Here is a 19,200-nt window from a genome sequence, read left to right as displayed (position 1 = left end):
CGATTACGGTTGCGATGACATGCGCGGGGCGGCGGCGAAGTCCCGTGCGTTGGCGTGCCACGTACTGCGTGCTGCGATTGCGTTGAAGCCTGTTGCGGTGTCAGGCGACCGACTGCTGCTGCAGGTACCAGCTGGCAGCGCCGACCACGCCCAGCTGGCCGTGCTCGACGACCTTCACCGGGATGCGTGCCAGCGCTTCGCCCATCGGCCCCTTCTGCAGGTAGCGTTCGACGAAGGTGCTGGCGTGCAGGTATTCGCGGATCTGCGGCAGGATGCCGCCGGCCAGGTAGACGCCACCATGGGCGCCGTAGAACAGCGCCATGTCGCCGATGGTGCTGCCGAGCAGGCCGCAGAACACATCCAGCGCCTGGCGCGCATGTGCATCGCTGTCGGCCATGGCCGCAGCGGTGACCGCGTCGGGGCTGGCCAGGGTCGGCGCCTGGCCCTGCAGCGCGCATACCGCGCGGTACAGGTTCATCAGGCCCGGGCCGGAGATCGCGTGTTCGATCGACACGTGCGCGCGGTCGCGCTGCATGTGGCGGACGATGGCCATTTCCAGTTCGGTGCTGGCGGCCAGGGTCGGTTGGCCGGCTTCGGTCGGGAGCACCACCGGGCCGTGCGCGGTGGGGATCCACAGCGCGGCGCCGAGGCCGGTACCGGGGCCGACCACCAGGGTCGGGCCGCGGGCGGCGGTTTCCGGTCCGCACAGGTGCAGCACGCCACTGGCGTCAACCTGCGCGGCGGCATAGGCCACGGCTTCGAAGTCGTTGACGATGTAGACCCGCTGCAGGCCGACGTCGGCTTCCACCTGGCGCGCCGACAGCGGCCACGGCAGGTTGGCGGTGATCACCGTGCCGTCCTCGCGGGCGTAACCGGCACTAGCGACCACGCAGTGCGTGGGCCGCGGGCCTTCGCCGAGGAAGTCGGACAGGATCGCGCTGAGGCCTGCATGGTCGGCGTTGCGGTACTTGCGGTACTCCAGCACCTGCACCGGATGGGCGGCATCACCGCTGGCCTGGACCCGGGCCACGCGCACATGGGTGCCACCGACGTCGGCGGCCAGGAACGAGGGCGCGATTCGGGACAGGACATGGGCCGGGGCGGGGTGGCTGGCGGTCACGCGGGCTCCTGCTGCAGGTGGGGCCGTCCCCAAGGCTCGAGGGCGGCGATTGGGGCGGAGTCTGTAACCGCGCTGACAACGATGTCAACGAGTTCGTGACACTTTCGTTGCTGCGTCGCAACGAATGCGGCGTGCAGTAAACGTTTACATGGCGTGAGCATGGGTTTCACGCTGGAGCCGTTGCTGCACGGGGCTCAAGGGCTGCGGCGCATTCAGCACGATCCGCTGCCATCGGGTTGCGCAGTGCAGCACGAGGTTCCCGCGGCCTCGCGGGGAAGTTGACAAACCTCGGTTGTCCATCGAAAGAATGTGACAACGTTGTTCCCAGCCACTCTCCGACGCCGCGTTCTGCGGCCGTCGCCGCAGGAGCCCTTCCCGATGTCCGCCGTCTCCGCTGCAAGCGTGCGCCCGAACGTGGCCACCTCCATCGCCATCGTCGGCGTGCTGTTCTTCCTGATCGGCTTCTTCACCTGGCTCAACGGCCCGCTGATCACCTTCGTCAAGCTCGCCTTCGAACTCAGCGAGGTCGGCGCCTTCCTGGTGCTGATGGTGTTCTACCTGTCCTACTTCTTCCTGGCCCTGCCGTCATCGTGGATCCTGCGCCGCACCGGCATGAAGAAGGGCCTGAGCCTGAGCCTGCTGGTGATGGCCGGGGGCGCCGCGCTGTTCGGCGAATTCGCCACCCAGCGCTGGTACCCCGGCGCACTGGGCGGCCTGTTCGTGATCGGCAGCGGCCTGGCCCTGCTGCAGACGGCCATCAACCCGTACATCTCCATCCTTGGGCCGATCGAAACGGCGGCGCGGCGCATCGCGTTGATGGGCATCTGCAACAAGATCGCCGGCATCCTGGCGCCGATCCTGATCGGCACGGTGGTGCTGCATGGCATTGGCGATCTGGACGTGCAGGTGCAGGCGGCCGATGCCGCGACCAAGGCCGTGCTGCTGAACCAGTTTGCGGCCAAGATCCATGCCCCGTACCTGGCCATGGCGGCGCTGCTGGTGGTGTTGGCGGTGGCGATCCTGTTCTCGCCGCTGCCGGAAATCAAATCGTCCGAAGCCAACGCGACGCCGGTGGCCGCCGGTGCGGTCGAGCGCCGCAGCATCTTCCAGTTCCCGCACCTGTGGCTGGGCGTGCTGTGCCTGTTCGTCTACGTGGGCGTGGAAGTGATGGCCGGTGATGCCATCGGCACCTACGGCCATGGCTTCAACCTGCCGCTGGACGAGACCAAGATGTTCACCGCCTTCACCCTGGGCGCGATGCTGGTCGGTTACGTGGTCGGCCTGCTGGTGATTCCGCGGGTGGTGTCGCAGTCGCGCTACCTGACCATTTCGGCGGTGCTGGGCGTGGTGTTCTGCCTGGGCGCGTGGGCAACGCACGGCTATGTGTCGGTAGCCTTCGTGGCCCTGCTGGGCTTTGCCAACGCCATGATGTGGCCGGCCATCTTCCCGCTGGCGATCCGTGGCCTGGGCCGCTTCACCGAAACCGGCTCGGCCCTGCTGGTGATGGGCATCGCCGGTGGCGCGATCATTCCGCAGCTGTTCGCCGTGCTCAAGCAGCACATCGACTTCCAGCTGGTGTTCGTGCTGCTGATGGTGCCGTGCTACCTGTACATCCTGTTCTATTCGGTGATCGGGCATCGCGCCGGCCTGCCGCAGGACAAGGCCTGATCGGCGATGATGGACGGCAGCCAACCCCAGGGAAAACCCATGCGCAGAGCGACCATCAAGGACGTTGCGGAGAAGGCCAAGGTCTCGCTGAAGACGGTCTCGCGCGTGATCAACAACGAGCCCTCGGTGATGCAGGCCACCCGCGCGCGGGTGCTGCGTGCCATCGCCGAGCTCGACTACGAACCCGATCCGTCCGCGCGCAACCTGCGCAGCGGCACCACCTTCGTGATCGGGCTGGTCTACGACAACCCGAACCCATACCACATCATCGGCGTGCAGAACGGCGTGCTCGCCGCCTGCCGCGAGACCGGGTTCGGGCTGCAGATCCATCCCTGCGATTCCAGCTCGCCGCTGCTGGCCGATGAACTGGCCGACTGGGTGCAGCGTTCACGCCTGGCCGGGCTGGTGCTGACCGCACCGATGTCCGAGCGCCGCGACCTGATCCAGGCGCTGACCGCGCGTGGCATCAAGCTGGTGCGCATCATCGCCGCCACCGAAGACCCGGCCGATGGCGCCTGTGTGTTCGTGGACGACCGCGAGGCCGCCTACGAGATCACCGAGCACCTGATCCAGCTGGGCCACCAGCGCATCGGCTTCCTCTGGGGCGGCAGCTCGCACCGGTCTTCGGGCGAGCGCTACGCCGGTTACGAAGCCGCGCTGAAGGACTACGGCATGACCGTGGACAAGCACCTGGTGGTGCAGGGCGACTACACCTTCGATGACGGTTTCCGCGGTGCGCGCCGCCTGCTGGCGCTGCGCGAGCCACCTACCGCCATCTTCGGTTCCAACGATGAAATCGCCGCCGGGGTACTGGCAGCCGCAAAGTCGGCCGGCATGAACGTGCCGTACGACCTGTCCATCGCCGGTTTCGAGGACAGCCCGTTCTCGCGCCAGTCGTGGCCGCCGCTGACCACGGCCAAGCAGGCCACCGAAGACATCGCCCGCCACGCCGCGCGCCTGCTGATCGCGCAGCTGCGCAGCGATGCCTACGACGACGCGCCGGCGCCGCTGCACAACCAGGGCTTCGTGCCGCAGCTGGTGGTGCGTGGTTCGACCGCGCCGATGCGCCCCGCCGGCGCACGCCCCCTTCCTTCCGATCCTGCCTGAGCCTGCCATGTCGCTGTCAGACCCCACGTCCACCCTGATGTTCGCCGAGGCCGCTGAAGCGGCCGACGTGGTCGCGCGCCAGTTCTCGCGCAACCACGCCACCATGGAAACCCTGGCCGCCAGCCTGCGTGCTGAACCGCCGCCGTTCGTGGTCACCTGTGCACGCGGCAGCTCCGACCACGCCGCCACCTATGGCAAGTATCTGCTGGAAACCCAGCTGGGCCTGGTGGTCGCGTCGGCCTCGCCATCGGTGGGGTCGGTCTACGCCGCACCATTGCAGCTGCGCGGCGCACTGTTCATCGTCATCTCGCAGTCGGGCAAGAGCCCGGACCTGCTGCGCAACGCCGAGGCCGCCAAGGCGGCCGGTGCGCGCGTGATCGCGCTGGTCAACGTCGAGGATTCACCGCTGGCGCAGCTGGCCGACACGGTCATTCCGCTGCACGCGGGTGCCGAAAAGAGCGTGGCGGCGACCAAGAGTTACCTGGCGTCGCTGGCCGCGCTGCTGCAGCTGGCCGCGTACTGGAAGCAGGACAGCAGCCTGCGCGCGGCGCTGGACCTGCTGCCCGACGCCCTGCGTGAGGCGTGGCAGTGTGACTGGAGCGCGGTGACCGAAGGCCTGGTCGAGGCCACCAACCTGTTCGTGCTCGGCCGTGGCCTGGGCCTGGGGGCGGCGCAGGAAGCGGCGCTGAAGTTCAAGGAAACCTGCAGCCTGCATGCCGAAGCCTACAGCTCGGCTGAAGTGAAGCATGGCCCGATGGCGCTGGTCGACCGCGGCTTCCCGGTGCTGGCCTTTGCCCAGCCGGATGAAACCGGCGCCGGCACCCGTGCCGTCGTCGAAGAATTCACCGCGCGTGGCGCACAGGTATGGATGGCCGGTGCTGGCGGCAACCTGCCGGTGGCTGCTGCGCCGCACCCGCTGTGCGCACCGCTGCTGACCGTGCAGAGCTTCTACCGCGCGATCAATGCGCTGGCGCTGCGTCGTGGCTTCAACCCGGACCTGCCGCCGCACCTGAACAAGGTGACGGAGACCGTGTAATGGCGACCGTCCTGCGCAATGCCCGCATCCTGGCGGGCGACGACTTCCGCGATGATCTGGCGCTGGTGATCGAGAACGGTCGCATCAGCGCGCTGTTGCCCGACGCCGCACCGCAGCTCGGCCATGCCGCCGAGCAGGTGGACCTGGGTGGCGGCTGGCTGCTGCCCGGCTTCATCGATGTGCAGGTCAATGGTGGCGGTGGTGCGCTGTTCAACAACACGCCGGACGTGGCGGCACTGCGCACCATCGCGCAGGCGCACCGCCGTTTCGGCACCACGGCGATGCTGCCGACCCTGATCAGTGATGACGTGGCAGTGATGCGCGAAGCGATCGCTGCGATGCGCGAGGCGATCACGCAGGGTGTACCAGGCGTGATCGGCATCCACCTGGAAGGCCCGTACATCGCACCGGCGCGCAAGGGCACGCACGATGCCAGCAAGTTCCGCGTGCCGGACGAAGAAGAAATCGCGCTGGCGGCATCGCTGGACAACGGTGTGACCGTGCTGACGCTGGCGCCGGAGCGCGTGCCGCTGGAGACCATCCGTGCGCTGGTCGAGCGTGGCGTGATCGTTGCTGCCGGGCACACCGCAGGTACCTACGAAGCGATCCGTGCCGGCCTGGATGCCGGTGTGCGTGGCTTCACCCACCTGTACAACGCGATGTCGCCGCTGCAGGGCCGTGAGCCCGGTGCGGTGGGCGCCGCGTTGGAGGACCGCGACAGCTGGATCGGCATCATCGTCGATGGCGTTCACGTGCACCCGGCCAGCCTGCGCGTGGCACTGGCGGCCAAGCCGCGAGGCCGCCTGCTGCTGGTGACCGATGCGATGCCGCCGGTCGGTGCCGACGATCCCAGCTACGTGCTGTACGGCGAAACCATTACCGCCGTCGACGGCGTGGTGCGCAATGCTGCCGGTTCGCTGGCCGGCTCGGCGCTGGACATGGCCACCGCGGTGCGCAACACCGTGCAGCTGCTTGGCCAGCCGCTGGCCGAAGCGGCGCGCATGGCATCGACATACCCAGCGCAGTTCCTCAATGTCGATGATCGCCTGGGCCACATCGCCGAGGGCTACCAGGCCGACCTGGTGCTGCTGGACGACGCCCTGCAGGTGCGGGGTACCTGGATTGCCGGACAGTACGAGGCCGCCTGATGAACAGTTCGCCGCCACGCCGGCTGGGCTCGATCGATGCCCTGCGCGGCATCACCGTGGCGGCGATGCTGCTGGTCAACAATCCGGGCGACTGGAGTGCGGTGTTCGCGCCGCTGCGTCACTCGGAATGGCATGGCTGCACGCCCACCGACCTGGTGTTCCCGTTCTTCCTGTTCCTGGTGGGCGTGTCGATGGCCTTCAGCGTGGCACCGCGCGCGCAGGATGCGGCGGCGCGACCCGCGTTGGCGCGCGGCGTGCTGGAGCGCGCGCTGCGCATCCTGGTGGCCGGTGCGCTGCTGCACCTGCTGATCTGGTGGGCACTGGATACGCATCACTTCCGCATCTGGGGCGTGCTGCAACGCATCGCGGTGTGTGCGGCGTTGGTGGGCGTACTGGCGGTCTACGCGCGACCGCGCGTGCAGGTGGGCGCTTTGATCGCGCTGCTGGTGGGGTACACCGTGTTGCTGCTGGGCAGCGGCGACCTGGCGCCGTGGACCAACCCGGCCAGCCGCCTGGATACCGCGCTGTTCGCACCGTGGATCTACCAGTGGCATGCCGATACCGGACTGGGCCATGACCCGGAAGGATTGCTGAGCACGCTGGGGGCGCTGGCCAGTACCGTGCTCGGCCTGCTTGCCGGTGGCCTGCTGCGCAACGGGCGTTCGGCGGCATTGGCAGGGCTGGGCGTGGCGACCGCTGTGCTGGGCCTGCTGCTGGCCGTGGTTCTGCCGTTGAACAAGCAGCTGTGGACGCCCAGCTACGTGCTGTGGACCGGCGGCCTGGCCGCGCTGGCACTGTGGCTGGGCCACGTGCTGATCGACCAGAAGGGTTGGCCGGCACTCGGCCGGCGCTTCGGGGTCAATGCGATCACCGCGTACCTGGGGGCATCGGTGATGTCGGTGGTGCTGATGGTCACCGGGATCTGGGGGTGGATCTGGCAGCAGCTGGCCACCGCGATGCCGCAGGCGCTGGAGCTGGCGTCGATGCTGCAGGCGCTGGTGTTCGTCGCACTGTGGTGGGGCGTGGCGTGGTGGCTGGATAAGCGGAAGATCTACCTGAAGATCTGACCCCACCCGCCAACTGCATCCACGCATGACGTAGATTGACCAGGTGCCGTGAGCGAATCTATTGGCGATGCAGGATCAGTAGATCCACGCCATGCGTGGATGCTTTGCGCGTGATTCCGGATGCCGGAAAAATGAACGGTTTCAGCCACATCACATCGGCGTGAGGGCTGGGCGATTTCACATCTGAACTGTGATTTCCCGCACGCAAGTTCACCTATTCGAAATGGTTCACCACACGGCAGACTGCAAGCGCCGTGCCGCACATACGCAGTTCCTGATTTCCCGCCCAGGAGTGCCCCATGTACCGTGCCGTTCCGCGTGCGTTCCGTCCGCGCCGCCTTGCTGTTTCCGTGTTGCAGGCCCTCGCCGTTCCCTCCCTGCTTCTGACGACCGCCAGCGTTGCGTGGGCCGGCTGCAACAGCCCGGCACCGACCGCCGGCCAGACGGTCACCTGTGATACAAACGCGCCGAATCCGCAGACCACTCCCGTTACCGCAAATGGTGCGGCCGGCATCACCGTCAATGTCGCCGCCGGTGCACAGCTGCAGCAGAGTGGTGGTGGATCGGCCATCGCGCTGGTCGGCGCCGGTGGTCACCTGCTGTCAAACCAGGGCGCGATCAGTTCGGTCGGCGGTGTAGCCGTGCAGCTTGGGGGTGGCAGCCGCGTCGACAACACCGGCAGCATCAGCACCGGCAACAACACCGCCCTGCAGTTCGTCGGTGCGGGCGACAGCGTGCTGGTCAATCGAGGAACGATCAGCGGGCGCACCGGCGTACAGTTCGATGCGGGCAATGATCGCCTCGAGATGCAGAGCGGCAGCATCACCGGCGGCGTCCTGCAGGGCGATGGCAATGATGTGCTGCTGCTCAGCGATGGCACGATCGACAGCGTCGACCAGGGCGGCGGCGATGACCAGATGACCGTCACCGGCGGCGCCGTCACCGGCGTGGTGGCGCAGGGCAGTGGCCGCGATGATTTCATCATGAGTGGCGGCACGATCGGCGCGCTGCAGCAGGGCGACAACATCGATACCTTCCGCATGAGCGGTGGCCGCATCATCGGCGCGTTCGAGGATGGCGACCAGGCCTGGATGACCGCTGGCCGCATCGGCCGCGTCAACATGAAGCTGGACAAGAACCTGTGGGACCAGTCCGGCGGTACCGTGGATGGCAACGTGGTGACCGGCTTCGACACCGACACCATCATCATTTCTGGCACGGCCTATATTGGCGGCAACATCAGCGTCAGCGGCGGCAACGACAGCGTGACCATCACCGACGGCACCGTGCGCGGGCAGGTGCTGCTCAGTACCGGCGATGACACCTTCAACTGGAATGGCGGTGGCATCGTCTACGGCGCGATCGACATGGGGCCGGACAACGACGTCGCCACCCTCGGCAACCTCAACCAGGGCAACCTCGGTGCGGTGCCGCTGTTCGACGGCGGCAGTGGCATCGACCAGCTCAACTTCAACAACGTCAAGACCACGGGCGTTGGCCGCTTCCAGAACTGGGAGGCGATCAGCCTGGCCAACAGCACCGAGCTGACCTTTGATGGCGATCTGGTGCTGGGTGACAGCAGTACCGGCACCGGAACGCTCACCGTGGATGACACCAGCACCGTCTACGCGGGCAGTGGCAGCCATGCCGTCCGTCCGTTCAACAGTGGTGCACTGGTGGAGATGGTCAATGCCGGGCGCATCGACCTGACCGGTACTGGCGCCGGCGACGTGTTCACCGTGCGTGGCAACTACCGCGGTGACGGTGGTGGTCTGTACCTGCGCACCGTTCTGGGGGCGGACAATTCCACCAGCGACCGCCTGGTGATCGATGGCGGTGCCGCCACCGGCACGACCGGCATCGGGGTACTCAATGCGGGCGGCAGCGGTGCCGCCACGCTGGCCGATGGCATCCTGGTGGTGCAGGCGTTGAATGGTGGCCGCACCGCGCCGGGCGCGTTCTCGCTGTTTGCGCCGGTCGCGGCCGGTGCCTACGAGTACTTCCTGTTCAAGGGCGGTGTCAGCGCCGGCACCAGCGAGAACTGGTACCTGCGATCGACGCTGGTGACCGGGCCAACGCCGGCACCCAACGGTGATGGCAGCGCCGCGCCACCGCCGCTGACGCCGCCGGTCGCACCGCCGCCGGCGATCACCCCGGCACCGCCGCCGCCACCGGAAGGCGCCACCGATCCTGACCTGACCGCCGGCGAGACCGCGCCGCCACCGCCGCCACCGGAACCGGCGCCGGGGGCGCCGCCCAGTGACCCGGCGGTGCCGGACGTGCCAGTGGCCGGCGGTGCGCTGCCCGGTACCGGCGCCCCGCCAACGCCGGGTGCACGCCCGGCCGAAGGCGCGGTGGTGCCGCTGTACCGCGTGGAGGCCGCCGCCTACGCGGTGGTGCCACCGCTGCTGCGCGAGACCTCGCTGGCCAGTCTCGGCACGTTCCACGAGCGGCAGGGCGAGCAGCGCCTGCTGTACAACCAGGGCGCATTCCGCACCGCCTGGGGCCGGTTGGTGGGGCAGAGCAGCGAGATCCACTGGAAGGGGGATGCGCAGCCGGGCTTCGATGGCGATGTGATGGGCCTGCAGGCCGGCCTCGACGTGTGGGCTGCGGCGTCTGACAACCACCGCAACCAGATCGGCGTATTCGTTGGCCGCACCCGCGCGCAGGGCAAGACCACCGGCCTGGCCCTGGGCTGGGAGAACGTGCAGGTAGGCCAGAACCGCCTGGATGACAAGCACGTGGGCCTGTACTGGACGTTCACCGACAGCAGTGGCGGCTACATCGACGCCGTGGCGATGCAGAGCCGCTACGACGGCCGCGTGCGTTCCTCGCGTGGGCTCGGCTTCGGCATCAAGGGCGATGGCACCAGCGTGTCAGTGGAGGCCGGAAAGCCGCTGCTGCACGTCGGGCAGTCCGCATGGTGGCTGGAACCGCAGGTGCAGGTGATCTGGCAGCGCGCTTCGCTGGATGACCGTCGCGATGAAGTATCGAGCGTGCGCTTCGACAACGACAACGCCTGGACCGGCCGCATCGGCCTGCGCCTGGCCGGCGATTATCAGTTGGCCGACAACGGCTGGCAGCCGTATTTCAAGCTCAATTACTGGCATGGCCGTTCCGGCGAGGACCGCATCCGTTTCGACGACGACGTGATCGTCAATTCGCAGCGCTCGCGCGCGCTGGAAGCCGGCGTGGGTGTGGTCGGTCGCTTCAACCGCACCATCAGTGCGTACGCCGTGGCCGACTACACGCGCGAGCTGGGCGGCGACCGCAACGAGAAGCGCCGCATCATCGAAGGCAACATCGGCCTGCGCGCGGACTGGTGACAACCGCAACCTTGGGTAGGTGCCGACCTTGGTCGGCACGAATCCCACCCACGCCATGACCTCTGCGCAGCCGGGCATAGGCGCAGCTCTATAGCAGCGGTGCGCACGCATCCGGTTCCACCAACGCTCCGGCATGATCGGCCAATACCACCACTGCGTGCAGCAAGCCTTCCTCCACCTGCGGCGGACACTGCGCCTGCGCATCATCCATCTCGCGTGCCGACTGCGCCGCCAGCAACACGCCCCCACACGCAGACACTGCCGCCAGGCAGCGCGTTGCCTCCGCCAGGTCCCGGCCGCGCGCCTCGCTGAGTTGCCGCTCGCGCCACGCCTGGCCGTCGGCTGCGTGGCTGTGCGCGATGCCGCGCAAGCGCGCGAAGAATGCGGAGGGCGGCGCCTGTTCGTTGGCTTCGGCGAGTGCATCTTCCAACGCTTCGGCGGCGGTAGTGGGCAGCTGCAGGCCGGGCAGTGCAGCGCCGAGCAATGCCTGCAGGCGTGGATAGGTGGGGTGGGGCGTGTTCATGGCGGCAACCTCACGAGGCAAGGCCACCTGCGGCGTGCAAGGTGGCGGGCGGTGCGGGTTGGCGTGCCGGTCAAAATCGAAACGAAAAAAAGCCGACGGATCACGAGGATCCCCACGCACCGCCCGCCATGGGCAAGCCGGTGCATTGTCGCGATTGCCGCTGAGGCGGCAACTCGATCGTTTCGATGTTTGATTCAGGACGCCAATCCCGGCCAGCGCAGGAGGCGCCGACGGAGGCAACCTTCTCGCGTTCTACGTGGCAATGACATGGGCAAAGTTGCAATTTACTGATCGCGTGCACGCTGTCTTGCTGCAACCCGCGGCGGGGCCAGATACGACAGTTCGCGCATGGCGAAAGCCATCACCTGCGGGCTATGCTGTGCGCCTGCCTCAACGACAAGGAAACGTCACATGCAGGTTCGCAAGGGAGTGCGTCGCATCGGCGCGCTGATGCTCGTGTTGCTGGCGACCGGCGCCATGGCCGATACGCCAGGCGCGGTCGAGGTGCCCTCGCCGGAGGCCCAGGCCGAGATCCTCAATCTGCTTGAACGGCAAGCGCTGTATCGCGATCGGGTGGACTGGGCCGCCACCCGCGTACGCCTGCAATCGGCGCAGGGCGACCCCGCGCAACGGCTGGCCGTTCTGCGCGAAGCCATTGCGGTCAGCACGGGCAATCATGGCGGATGGACGACGACCCAGCGCCAGAGCGAATCCCTTGCGCGCGCGCAGCAGGCCGGCGCCGCCGCCGTGGACCGGGCCAAGGCGGCCGATGCGGTGGATATGCGCATCGGCTGGGTGGTCATCGAGGGCTATGCCTCCACGCCGGGCGCGACGCCGCAGGAAAAATTCCGCCAGGACATCCAGCGTGCCGCGCGGTGGCAGCAGGTCATCCGCAGCAAGGACGACGGCGCGCGCTGTGGCTGGATCGTCGACCTGCGTGACAACAGCGGTGGCAACATGTGGCCGATGCTGTTGGGCATGGCACCGCTGCTGCGCACCTCGGTAGTGAACAACGAAGATGTGGGGTCGTTCGAAACTGCACAGGGGCCCGAGCGCTGGACGTTGACCGCGACCGCCGTGCAGCGTGCAGGCAAGTCGGTGCTGGACTTCGGCCAGTCCGGCTATGTGCTGCGGCAGCCCGGCGCGCCGGTGGCGGTGCTGTTCGGGCCGCGCACCGGCAGTTCGGGCGAGGCCTCGGTGCTGGCGTGGCGTGGTCGTCCGCAGACGCGGAGTTTCGGTCAGCCCACTGCGGGTGTCTCCACTGGCAATGTCGTGCACACGCTTGCCGATGGCAGTCGCCTGCTGCTGACCACCACCGTGATGCGCGACCGCAATGATCGTGGTGATGGCTTGAAGATCGAGCCCGACCAGCGTATCGAGGGTGATGCCGCCACTTTGGCCGCCGCCCAAGCCTGGCTGCTGGCCCAACCCGCCTGCCAGGGCCGCTGATCCATGATCCTGATCGGCCAGCAGGAGCGGGTGGTGGTGGTCGGCCCAACCGAAGCCCACCATTGCCTGCGCTGCCAGACGGAAACCGAGTTCGCCCCGCAACTGCGCTACAAAATGGCGCGCATCGACCTGCTGTTTGGCCTCACCTACCAGCGCCGCTACGAGCTGGCCTGCACCCGGTGCGGGCACGGCTGGGTGCTGGATACCGAGACCATGGACCAGCAGCTGGGCGGGGTGCCGATCCCGTGGCGGCACCGCTTCGGCCTGCCGTTGATGCTGGTCGGCGTGGCCGGGCTGGCCGCGCTGGGCTGGCTGTGGCGGCACGGATTCCTCGGTTGAGGAGCGGGCCTGTTAAAGTCTGCCCTGCAACCACGTACCGGAACCGACCATGGACCACGACACCCCGTTCGAACCCCTCAACGACCTCGAGGTGCGCCTGCTGCAGGCCCAGGACGGCACGCTGACCGCATCGCAGTTCCTCGATGGCCTGCTGACCTCGACGGCGTTCGTGCTGCTGGACAAGGCCATCGGCGAAGACGGTGCCTGGGACGAGAGCATCTCGCCGCTGGTGCTGACCAGCGAGAGCGGCGAGCCGATGTTCGCGGTGTTCACCGCGCCCGAGCGCGCGGGCCTGTGGCACGAGCAGCTGCCGCAGTTCGCGCATGCCATGCCGATCGCGGTGCACGCGCTGCTGGCCGGGATCGGCGACGGCGTCGGCCTGGTGCTGAACCCCGGCCTGGACGTGGGCATGGAGATGATTCCCGATGCCGTGGCCCAGCTGAAGCAGCGCGCCGCGGCGATCACCCGCGGCATGGCGCACTGAGCCAGGAACCACGTTCGGCAAGGGGCGCATGTGGCTGCAATGCTCTGCACGAAACGGGCAGGGCAGGCGAGCGGCAGGGAAAGTGGGCACGCGCGGACCCAGGGGGCATCCCCCGCTCATGGGGGAGGCAGTTCAGGATGGACCTGCTGGAGAACGGAATGGTGGCTTCGAAGCTGCGGCTGGCGTTGTTCGCATCGACTTCACTGATGTACAGCGCCATTGCCGGCGCACAGGTCGTCACCTACGTCCATACCGACGCCCTCGGGTCGGTTGTCGCTGAAACCAACGGGGCGGGCGCCGTCATCACACGCTATGACTACGAACCCTACGGAGCCGCGATCGGTGAAGGGGTGGCCGATGGTCCTGGCTATACAGGGCATGTAAGCGACGCGGCTACTGGGTTGAGCTACATGCAGCAGCGGTACATGGACCCACAGCTGGGAGTATTCCTGTCGGTGGACCCGGTGACGGCATATGGACAGCCGGTTGGGCAGTTCAACCGCTACCACTACGCCAACGGAAATCCCTACCGGTTCACGGATCCGGATGGACGATGCCCGGAAGGGGCCGGCCGGTCCACGTGCATCGATGCCAGGCGTTTCGACCAGAGCCGATCAAGTGGCCTGGACATCCAGCTTTCGGCGCAGACGGAGAAGACCGCTCTGGCCAACACCGATTCGGTGAGAGTCGGTAGTGGCAACCGGGAGAAGGCTGTCACCATCGAGGCAAGCAGCAACGGTACCGAGTCGATCCGGGTGGATCCATCAATGGCGACGTCCTCGGATGCCTCCGGGTTCTATGCGGAACTGACGCCGACCGCCGATACCGTGGCTGTGATGCACGGCCATCTGGAGCAGAGTGGCCTGGTGGATCGGCTGACGCCAGGAGATTCGGGTCCCCTCGTGAGCCCGGGGGTTCCCAACATCACGGTGGACAGCACGGGTTCGCGGGTCGGTGTGCGTGAGCTGGTCGACGGCAAGGTGCAATTCCGGATGATTCAGGGCCGCATGACGCCGACCGAGCAGCGGCTCATCCAGCAGAACATCACCAAGCAGCAGGAGCTGTTCTACCTACCAGGAAGTGGGCGATGAAGTGGTTCCTGCCTGGCGTCTTCCTGTTGTTCGCAACCGTGGCCGGGTGTGCAACTTCCGGGCAGGCACCTTCCTCCAACCCGGCGGCGCTGCTGCCAAGCAAGGCCATCAAGGGAAGCGCGGAGCTGGATGGGTCTCAGGTGGAACTTCGCGGCTACCTGGTGGCACAGTTCGAGGATCGTGGCATCTGGGACAGAAAAGCGGAGTACCGCCGGTACAACAGTGAAGCAAGCTGTGTGTCGCTTTTGATCCCCAAGCGCATGATTGACCAGGTTGAACGACGCTCTGGTGCCTACGCGACCATCAGGGGGAAACTGATCGGGGACCTGCGATCCCGAGGGACCGTGCTGCTGGGTGGATGCAATGTCGTGGCAATTGAAGTCCAGGAGTTGGGTGAGAACTGACTCCTGTGGCGGCAACCTGGGGTTGCCGGCCAGCGGCCGGCACTACCCATGGGAGTCGGTGCGCGGCCGCCACGGCGGTTGCGGATCAGCGGGCGGCGGCGATGGCTTTTACGCGTGCCTTGGCCAACGCTTCACCGATGGCCGGGCCCTTCAGATGGGTGGTATCCAGGTCCCGCGCCTGTACTGACAGTGCCGCCTGGTGCAGGCGCTTGAGCGTTTCGCCCTGCGGGTAGTCGGCGTCCTCGAAGCCGAGCCGGCCGCGTTTGTCGGCCTCGCAGCACAGTGCGATGCGGGCCACGCGCTCCGGCCGGCGCAGCGCATCACAGCGGCCCAGTAGTTCCAACACGGTGGCACCGCGGAGTTCGTCGATGCGGTGCACGTTCAAGTGCTCCCGGCAGACCGCTTCGGCCAGCTGCTGGTGCTCGGCAGGAATCTTCAACCGCGCGCACAGCGCCTTCAGGGGTTTGATACCGCGCTGTTCGTGCATGATGTGGCGCGGCCACTCCTCCGGCGGGGTCAGGCCCTTGCCGAGATCGTGGGTAAGCGCGGCAAAGCCGACCAGGTCATCGCCGGGGGCCAGCTTCGCCGCCATGTCGCTGACCATTTCCTGGTGGATGCCGGTATCGACTTCCGGGTGGAATTCGGCACGCTGCGGCACGCCATACAGCGCTTCCAGCTCGGGCAGGATCGGGCCCAGTGCATGTGCATCGTGCAGCGTGCGCAGGAAGGCGGAGGGCCGCTCACTGACCAGCGCCTTGCGCAGTTCCTGCCAGACGCGTTCCGGCACCAGCGCGTCCAGTTCGCCACTGGCGGCGATCTCGCGCATCAGATCCATCGTTTCCGGCGCAACGGTGAAGCCCAGCGGCGCGAAGCGCGCCATGAAGCGCGCCGCGCGCAGCACGCGCAACGGATCTTCCACGAACGCAGGGCCGACATGGCGCAGCACGCGCTGCTCGATATCACGCACGCCGCCGTAAGGATCGACCAGCGCCCCGCTGTCTTCGTCGCAGGCAATCGCATTGATGGTGAAGTCGCGGCGCTGCAGGTCTTCTTCCAGCGTCACTCCCGGGTCGGCATCGACCACAAAGCCGCGATAGCCGCGGCCGGATTTGCGTTCGGTGCGCGCCAGTGCGTACTCCTCACCGGTCTTTGGATGCAGGAATACCGGGAAATCGCGGCCGACCGCGGTGTAGCCCTGCGCTTCCATCTGCGCGGGCGTGGCGCCAACCACCACCCAGTCATGGTCGCCGGCGGGGCGCTGCAGCAGGCGGTCGCGTACGGCGCCGCCGACAAGATAGATCTTCATGGCTGGAATCATCGCATGCCCGGCACTACCGATACAGCGGCCAGCCTGATCCAGGCCAGCAGGCTCATCGTTTCACTCCAAGGCGTGGATACCGGGGAATGCCGGCCAGCGGCCGGCACTACCGCAGTGCGATCAATCCCCGCCCTGCTCGGCGTTGGCGGCGCAGCTGAAGTTCTTGCGCTTGTCCACCAGGCGGCCCATCAGGCGGTCGCTCAGCGGCAGTGCATCACCATTGAGGCGCCAGTCGTAGATCACGCTGAAGGCCAGCACACGGGCGACGTACTCGCGGGTTTCCTTGTAGCTGATGGTCTCGATCCACAGGTCCGGGTCAAAGCCCGGGCGCTGGCTCTGCCAGCGCGCGGTCGGGGTCGGGCCGGCGTTGTAGGCGGCGATGGTCACGTACGGCAGGCCGTCGTACTTGTTCATCAGCTGGCGCAGGTAGGCGGTGCCGATGGCGATGTTGGTGTCCGGGTCGTAGAGGCTGTCGGCGCCGCCGTAGCCGGTCAGGCCGATCGACTTGGCCACACCGGCACCGGTGGCCGGCAGCACCTGCATCAGGCCCATGGCGTTTGCAGGCGAGCGCGCACGCGGGGTGAACGTGCTCTCGGCGCGGATTTCCGCCGCCACCCAGGCCGGATCGATCGCGTTGCGTGCCGATTCGCGGCGGATGGTGGCGTCGTGGTGCAGCGGGAAGCGCAGGTCGTACAGGCGCTGTTCCTGCGGCTGCTTGCCGAGCGCGAACACGGCGCGGTCGAACCAGCCGTTGTCCTGCGCGACGCGTACCGCGAGGCGGCGCTGGGTGTCATCGAAGCGCGACAGCGCGCTGTTCCATTCGGCCACGGCCCAGCCGGTGCGGTCGATCTGGTACAGCGCCATCGCGCGCTGGATGGCCGGGTCGCGCGCGATCACCGCCTGTGCCTGCGCGCTGTCGTTCGGCTTCCAAGGGCACAGCGTGTAGCCCTGCTGCAGCTTGTCGGCAGCCAGGAAACCGTGGAAGGTCGGTGCGCGCGCCGCATCGCGGAACAACGGCTGCGCCTGCTGGGCCTGGCCGGTCTTCTCCAGCATGCGGCCTTCGAAGTAGCGCCAGCGCGGGTCGCTGCGCTGCTTGCTGGCCATCTTGCGGATCGCGGTCAGTGCCGCCGGCCAGTCACCGCGCGACATCGCCTCGCGCACGCGCCATTCGTGCAGGCGTTCGTCATACGCCGATTCCGGCACTGCGTTGAGGCGGCGTGCCGAATCGGGCAGGTAGGAAGCCACCGTCCACAGCGCGATCTGGTACAGCACCTGGCCCTCCTGCTCGGCACTCAGGCCGAGCGCCTGGGCGTACTGCGGCAACTGCTGTTCGGTGGCGGCCGGGTCGGCCTTGGCCAGCTTGGCCAGGCCGTCGGTGGCGATGCGCCGGCTGCGCTCGTTGCGCGGCCAGTTCAATGCGCTGGCATTGGGCTTGTCGACAAAGGCGGCGTAATTGTTGGCCAGCGCCAGGTCGGTGGCAGGCAGGCCACGTGCGGCGCTGCGCATCACGGCCGGCTGCTGGGCGTCGGCGGCGGCATCGATGCGTTCCCAGCGCAATGCGTCACTCAGTCCGCCCTGTGCCTGCAGCACGGCGAAAACGGCGTCACAGCCGTCTGGCAGCGACTTGCCGTTCTTGCGCCACAGGTCCTGTGCCTCGCTGATCCACTGCGGATCGACCTTGCCCGTCACCTTGCGCGCGGTCAGCTGCGCACAGCGCAGGCCTGCGTTGTCGGTGGGCACCCAGTTGGCGAGCAGGGTGGGCCAGTCCTGGCGGCGTGCGACCGAGGGCAACCACACGCTGCGGAACGTGTTGGCCACGGCCTGGCCGTCATAGCGCTTGAGGAAGGCCTGGGCCTGCGCGGTATCGACGGTGTCGATGTTGCGGCGCAGGTTGGCGTACTCCAGCCAGCCGTAAGCCGGATGGCGGCTGAGTGCGGCGGCCTGGCCGGGATCGAACTGGCCGCGTTCGGCGGCAGCGATCGCGGCCTTCAGCTGCGCGTTCTGGGCGTCGAGGGACTGGGCATTGGCGCAGCCGATCAGCAGCGTGGTGGCCAAGGGCAGCAGGGACAGGGCGGTCGAGGAGCGTCGGGTCATGGCACTCAGCATAGCGGGGGATGGCTGAATTCAGTTTCGCATTGTGTGGACGCCGGGCGTTGGCAACGACAGCTGAATGAACCCGTACAGGCCACTGCCGCAGGTGACGGAAGGCGACGTACTGTCGGCCTTGGGCGAACGGCCCGGCTGCACGGAGCGGCACATGGCGTTCAGTAGCGCAGGAAGAAGCGGCCCGCTGGCGGACATCAATGTCACGCCACTGGTGGATGTGATGCTGGTGCTGTTGATCATCTTCATCGTGACCGCGCCGATCGTGGCCCGGCCGATTGCCGTGCAGCTGCCACAGTCCACCGATCGCACGATCGATCGCCTCGAACCGCCACCGCCGATCGAGCTGAGCCTGGACGCTGGCAACCAGCTCAGCTGGAATGGCCAGCCGATGGTCATCGGCGATCTGCAGGCGCGCCTGCAGGCACAGGTGGGCGAACATGCCGGCAACCTGCCGGAGCTGCGCATCGCCACCGATCCGGCGGCCGAGTACGAAGGCATGGCGCGGATTCTGGCCGCTGCCGAGGCCACCGGTATGGAGCGCATTGCGTTCGTGCGGTAGGGCGTTGTCTCACTGCCGCTCATGCGGTGATTGCTGCATGAGCGGCGCTTGCCCTGCTGACAGTGTCGCATCCAGGATCCGCAGAAAAGCCATTTCAATCTGCGCTGGAACCGCTGTCGGATGTGCTCGCCACTTTCTGCTCTCAGGGTCATGTTCAACGTCGAAAGCAGTCAACTCGGCTCTCTCGAAATCCACCACAACCGTCAGTCCCTCTCCCGAGGCCAAGGCCGCATCGCTGGGAGAGGGGCAGTTGTTGCACTCGATCACGCCGCCTGCCCTTGATTCGCCTGCCAAGGAAAGAAGCAGCGTCAGTACCATCATGACGCCCGGCACGGCAGTTGCTGCTTTCATGATCGATCCTCCCGCGAATGGCTGCAGGTGCGAGTCTGCACGGGGTCGACTAGCGGGGCCTTCTAAACGAAGGAATTTCAAACTATTCCTGAAACGGTCCGGCA

General features: G+C 67.3%; 17 protein-coding genes. 12 read left to right on the top strand and 5 right to left on the bottom strand.

Going from position 1 to position 19,200, the window contains the following annotated elements:
* Positions 1-100: 100 nt before the first annotated feature.
* Positions 101-1,120 (bottom strand): glucokinase family protein, encoded by a 1,020-nt coding sequence (locus O0K41_RS08940; RefSeq protein ID WP_049450611.1) that lies wholly within the window; start codon positions 1,118-1,120, stop codon positions 101-103.
* Positions 1,121-1,498: 378 nt separating this feature from the next.
* Here O0K41_RS08940 and O0K41_RS08935 point away from each other — a divergent pair, with 378 nt between their 5' ends.
* From O0K41_RS08935 to O0K41_RS08910, 6 genes are all read left to right on the top strand, one after another.
* On the top strand, positions 1,499-2,788 hold the full coding sequence (locus O0K41_RS08935) for a sugar MFS transporter (RefSeq protein ID WP_197592289.1): 1,290 nt from the start codon (positions 1,499-1,501) through the stop codon (positions 2,786-2,788).
* A gap of 39 nt (positions 2,789-2,827) precedes the next feature.
* Entirely contained in the window at positions 2,828-3,895 is a 1,068-nt protein-coding gene (locus tag O0K41_RS08930) for a LacI family DNA-binding transcriptional regulator (protein WP_005411045.1), read from the top strand.
* Between the two features lie 7 nt (positions 3,896-3,902).
* Positions 3,903-4,931 carry an SIS domain-containing protein gene (locus O0K41_RS08925; RefSeq protein WP_049450606.1) on the top strand — a complete coding sequence of 343 codons (1,029 nt, stop codon included), beginning with the start codon at positions 3,903-3,905 and terminating at the stop codon, positions 4,929-4,931.
* Entirely contained in the window at positions 4,931-6,079 is a 1,149-nt protein-coding gene (nagA, locus tag O0K41_RS08920) for an N-acetylglucosamine-6-phosphate deacetylase (protein ID WP_005414488.1), read from the top strand. The genes O0K41_RS08925 and nagA overlap by 1 nt, the downstream gene beginning before the upstream one ends.
* Positions 6,079-7,146 (top strand): heparan-alpha-glucosaminide N-acetyltransferase domain-containing protein, encoded by a 1,068-nt coding sequence (locus tag O0K41_RS08915; RefSeq protein WP_164222084.1) that lies wholly within the window; start codon positions 6,079-6,081, stop codon positions 7,144-7,146. The genes nagA and O0K41_RS08915 overlap by 1 nt, the downstream gene beginning before the upstream one ends.
* Positions 7,147-7,445: 299 nt before the next feature.
* Complete coding sequence (locus O0K41_RS08910; RefSeq protein WP_308304488.1) at positions 7,446-10,472, top strand: autotransporter outer membrane beta-barrel domain-containing protein; 3,027 nt, start codon at positions 7,446-7,448, stop codon at positions 10,470-10,472.
* Positions 10,473-10,560: 88 nt separating this feature from the next.
* On the opposite strand, the gene O0K41_RS08905 is transcribed toward O0K41_RS08910, so the two are convergent.
* The gene (locus O0K41_RS08905) at positions 10,561-10,995 is read right to left on the bottom strand and encodes a hypothetical protein (protein ID WP_049450599.1); all 435 of its coding nucleotides are present in this window, start codon (positions 10,993-10,995) and stop codon (positions 10,561-10,563) included.
* Between the two features lie 411 nt (positions 10,996-11,406).
* On the opposite strand from O0K41_RS08905, the gene O0K41_RS08900 reads away from it, so the two are divergent.
* The 5 genes from O0K41_RS08900 (at position 11,407) to O0K41_RS08880 (ending at position 14,762) form a co-directional block, all read left to right on the top strand.
* On the top strand, positions 11,407-12,444 hold the full coding sequence (locus O0K41_RS08900) for a S41 family peptidase (RefSeq protein WP_164222087.1): 1,038 nt from the start codon (positions 11,407-11,409) through the stop codon (positions 12,442-12,444).
* A 3-nt stretch (positions 12,445-12,447) separates the two neighbouring features.
* The gene (locus O0K41_RS08895; RefSeq protein WP_043034012.1) at positions 12,448-12,783 is read left to right on the top strand and encodes a hypothetical protein; all 336 of its coding nucleotides are present in this window, start codon (positions 12,448-12,450) and stop codon (positions 12,781-12,783) included.
* Between the two features lie 49 nt (positions 12,784-12,832).
* On the top strand, positions 12,833-13,267 hold the full coding sequence (locus O0K41_RS08890; RefSeq protein ID WP_005411035.1) for an SseB family protein: 435 nt from the start codon (positions 12,833-12,835) through the stop codon (positions 13,265-13,267).
* A gap of 137 nt (positions 13,268-13,404) precedes the next feature.
* A complete protein-coding gene (locus O0K41_RS08885) occupies positions 13,405-14,358 on the top strand; it encodes an RHS repeat-associated core domain-containing protein (RefSeq protein ID WP_024957024.1) in 954 nt (317 codons plus the stop codon).
* The gene (locus O0K41_RS08880) at positions 14,355-14,762 is read left to right on the top strand and encodes a hypothetical protein (RefSeq protein ID WP_164222089.1); all 408 of its coding nucleotides are present in this window, start codon (positions 14,355-14,357) and stop codon (positions 14,760-14,762) included. The genes O0K41_RS08885 and O0K41_RS08880 overlap by 4 nt, the downstream gene beginning before the upstream one ends.
* A gap of 85 nt (positions 14,763-14,847) precedes the next feature.
* Here the strand turns inward: O0K41_RS08880 and O0K41_RS08875 are convergent, their stop codons facing one another.
* Together O0K41_RS08875 and O0K41_RS08870 are read right to left on the bottom strand one after the other, a co-directional pair.
* Complete coding sequence (locus tag O0K41_RS08875; protein ID WP_049450595.1) at positions 14,848-16,068, bottom strand: multifunctional CCA addition/repair protein; 1,221 nt, start codon at positions 16,066-16,068, stop codon at positions 14,848-14,850.
* A 132-nt stretch (positions 16,069-16,200) separates the two neighbouring features.
* Positions 16,201-18,186: a transglycosylase SLT domain-containing protein gene (locus O0K41_RS08870; RefSeq protein WP_164222091.1), complete on the bottom strand. Its 1,986-nt coding sequence runs from the start codon at positions 18,184-18,186 to the stop codon at positions 16,201-16,203.
* Between the two features lie 151 nt (positions 18,187-18,337).
* Between O0K41_RS08870 and O0K41_RS08865 the strand changes: the two genes are divergently transcribed.
* Positions 18,338-18,745 (top strand): biopolymer transporter ExbD, encoded by a 408-nt coding sequence (locus tag O0K41_RS08865; protein ID WP_043034017.1) that lies wholly within the window; start codon positions 18,338-18,340, stop codon positions 18,743-18,745.
* 9 nt (positions 18,746-18,754) lie between these two features.
* On the opposite strand, the gene O0K41_RS08860 is transcribed toward O0K41_RS08865, so the two are convergent.
* Positions 18,755-19,096 (bottom strand): hypothetical protein, encoded by a 342-nt coding sequence (locus O0K41_RS08860; protein ID WP_134948574.1) that lies wholly within the window; start codon positions 19,094-19,096, stop codon positions 18,755-18,757.
* Between the last annotated feature and the right edge of the window lie 104 nt (positions 19,097-19,200).

The sequence above is a fragment of the Stenotrophomonas sp. Sm2128 genome (assembly GCF_030985535.1).
In the GTDB taxonomy this organism is placed as follows: Bacteria; Pseudomonadota; Gammaproteobacteria; order Xanthomonadales; family Xanthomonadaceae; genus Stenotrophomonas; species Stenotrophomonas maltophilia.
This window is presented reverse-complemented; position numbering and strand designations above follow the sequence as displayed.

Bases quoted from the DNA above. Each gene is read 5' to 3' on its own strand.
- O0K41_RS08925 (WP_049450606.1), top strand. From the start codon at position 3,903: ATGTCGCTGTCAGACCCCACGTCCACCCTGATGTTCGCCGAGGCCGCT.
- O0K41_RS08875 (WP_049450595.1), bottom strand. From the start codon at position 16,068: ATGAAGATCTATCTTGTCGGCGGCGCCGTACGCGACCGCCTGCTGCAG.
- O0K41_RS08885 (WP_024957024.1), top strand. From the start codon at position 13,405: ATGGACCTGCTGGAGAACGGAATGGTGGCTTCGAAGCTGCGGCTGGCG.
- O0K41_RS08880 (WP_164222089.1), top strand. From the start codon at position 14,355: ATGAAGTGGTTCCTGCCTGGCGTCTTCCTGTTGTTCGCAACCGTGGCC.
- O0K41_RS08905 (WP_049450599.1), bottom strand. From the start codon at position 10,995: ATGAACACGCCCCACCCCACCTATCCACGCCTGCAGGCATTGCTCGGC.
- O0K41_RS08895 (WP_043034012.1), top strand. From the start codon at position 12,448: ATGATCCTGATCGGCCAGCAGGAGCGGGTGGTGGTGGTCGGCCCAACC.
- O0K41_RS08890 (WP_005411035.1), top strand. From the start codon at position 12,833: ATGGACCACGACACCCCGTTCGAACCCCTCAACGACCTCGAGGTGCGC.
- O0K41_RS08930 (WP_005411045.1), top strand. From the start codon at position 2,828: ATGCGCAGAGCGACCATCAAGGACGTTGCGGAGAAGGCCAAGGTCTCG.
- O0K41_RS08915 (WP_164222084.1), top strand. From the start codon at position 6,079: ATGAACAGTTCGCCGCCACGCCGGCTGGGCTCGATCGATGCCCTGCGC.
- O0K41_RS08865 (WP_043034017.1), top strand. From the start codon at position 18,338: ATGGCGTTCAGTAGCGCAGGAAGAAGCGGCCCGCTGGCGGACATCAAT.
- O0K41_RS08910 (WP_308304488.1), top strand. From the start codon at position 7,446: ATGTACCGTGCCGTTCCGCGTGCGTTCCGTCCGCGCCGCCTTGCTGTT.
- nagA (WP_005414488.1), top strand. From the start codon at position 4,931: ATGGCGACCGTCCTGCGCAATGCCCGCATCCTGGCGGGCGACGACTTC.
- O0K41_RS08935 (WP_197592289.1), top strand. From the start codon at position 1,499: ATGTCCGCCGTCTCCGCTGCAAGCGTGCGCCCGAACGTGGCCACCTCC.
- O0K41_RS08870 (WP_164222091.1), bottom strand. From the start codon at position 18,186: ATGCTGAGTGCCATGACCCGACGCTCCTCGACCGCCCTGTCCCTGCTG.
- O0K41_RS08860 (WP_134948574.1), bottom strand. From the start codon at position 19,096: ATGAAAGCAGCAACTGCCGTGCCGGGCGTCATGATGGTACTGACGCTG.
- O0K41_RS08900 (WP_164222087.1), top strand. From the start codon at position 11,407: ATGCAGGTTCGCAAGGGAGTGCGTCGCATCGGCGCGCTGATGCTCGTG.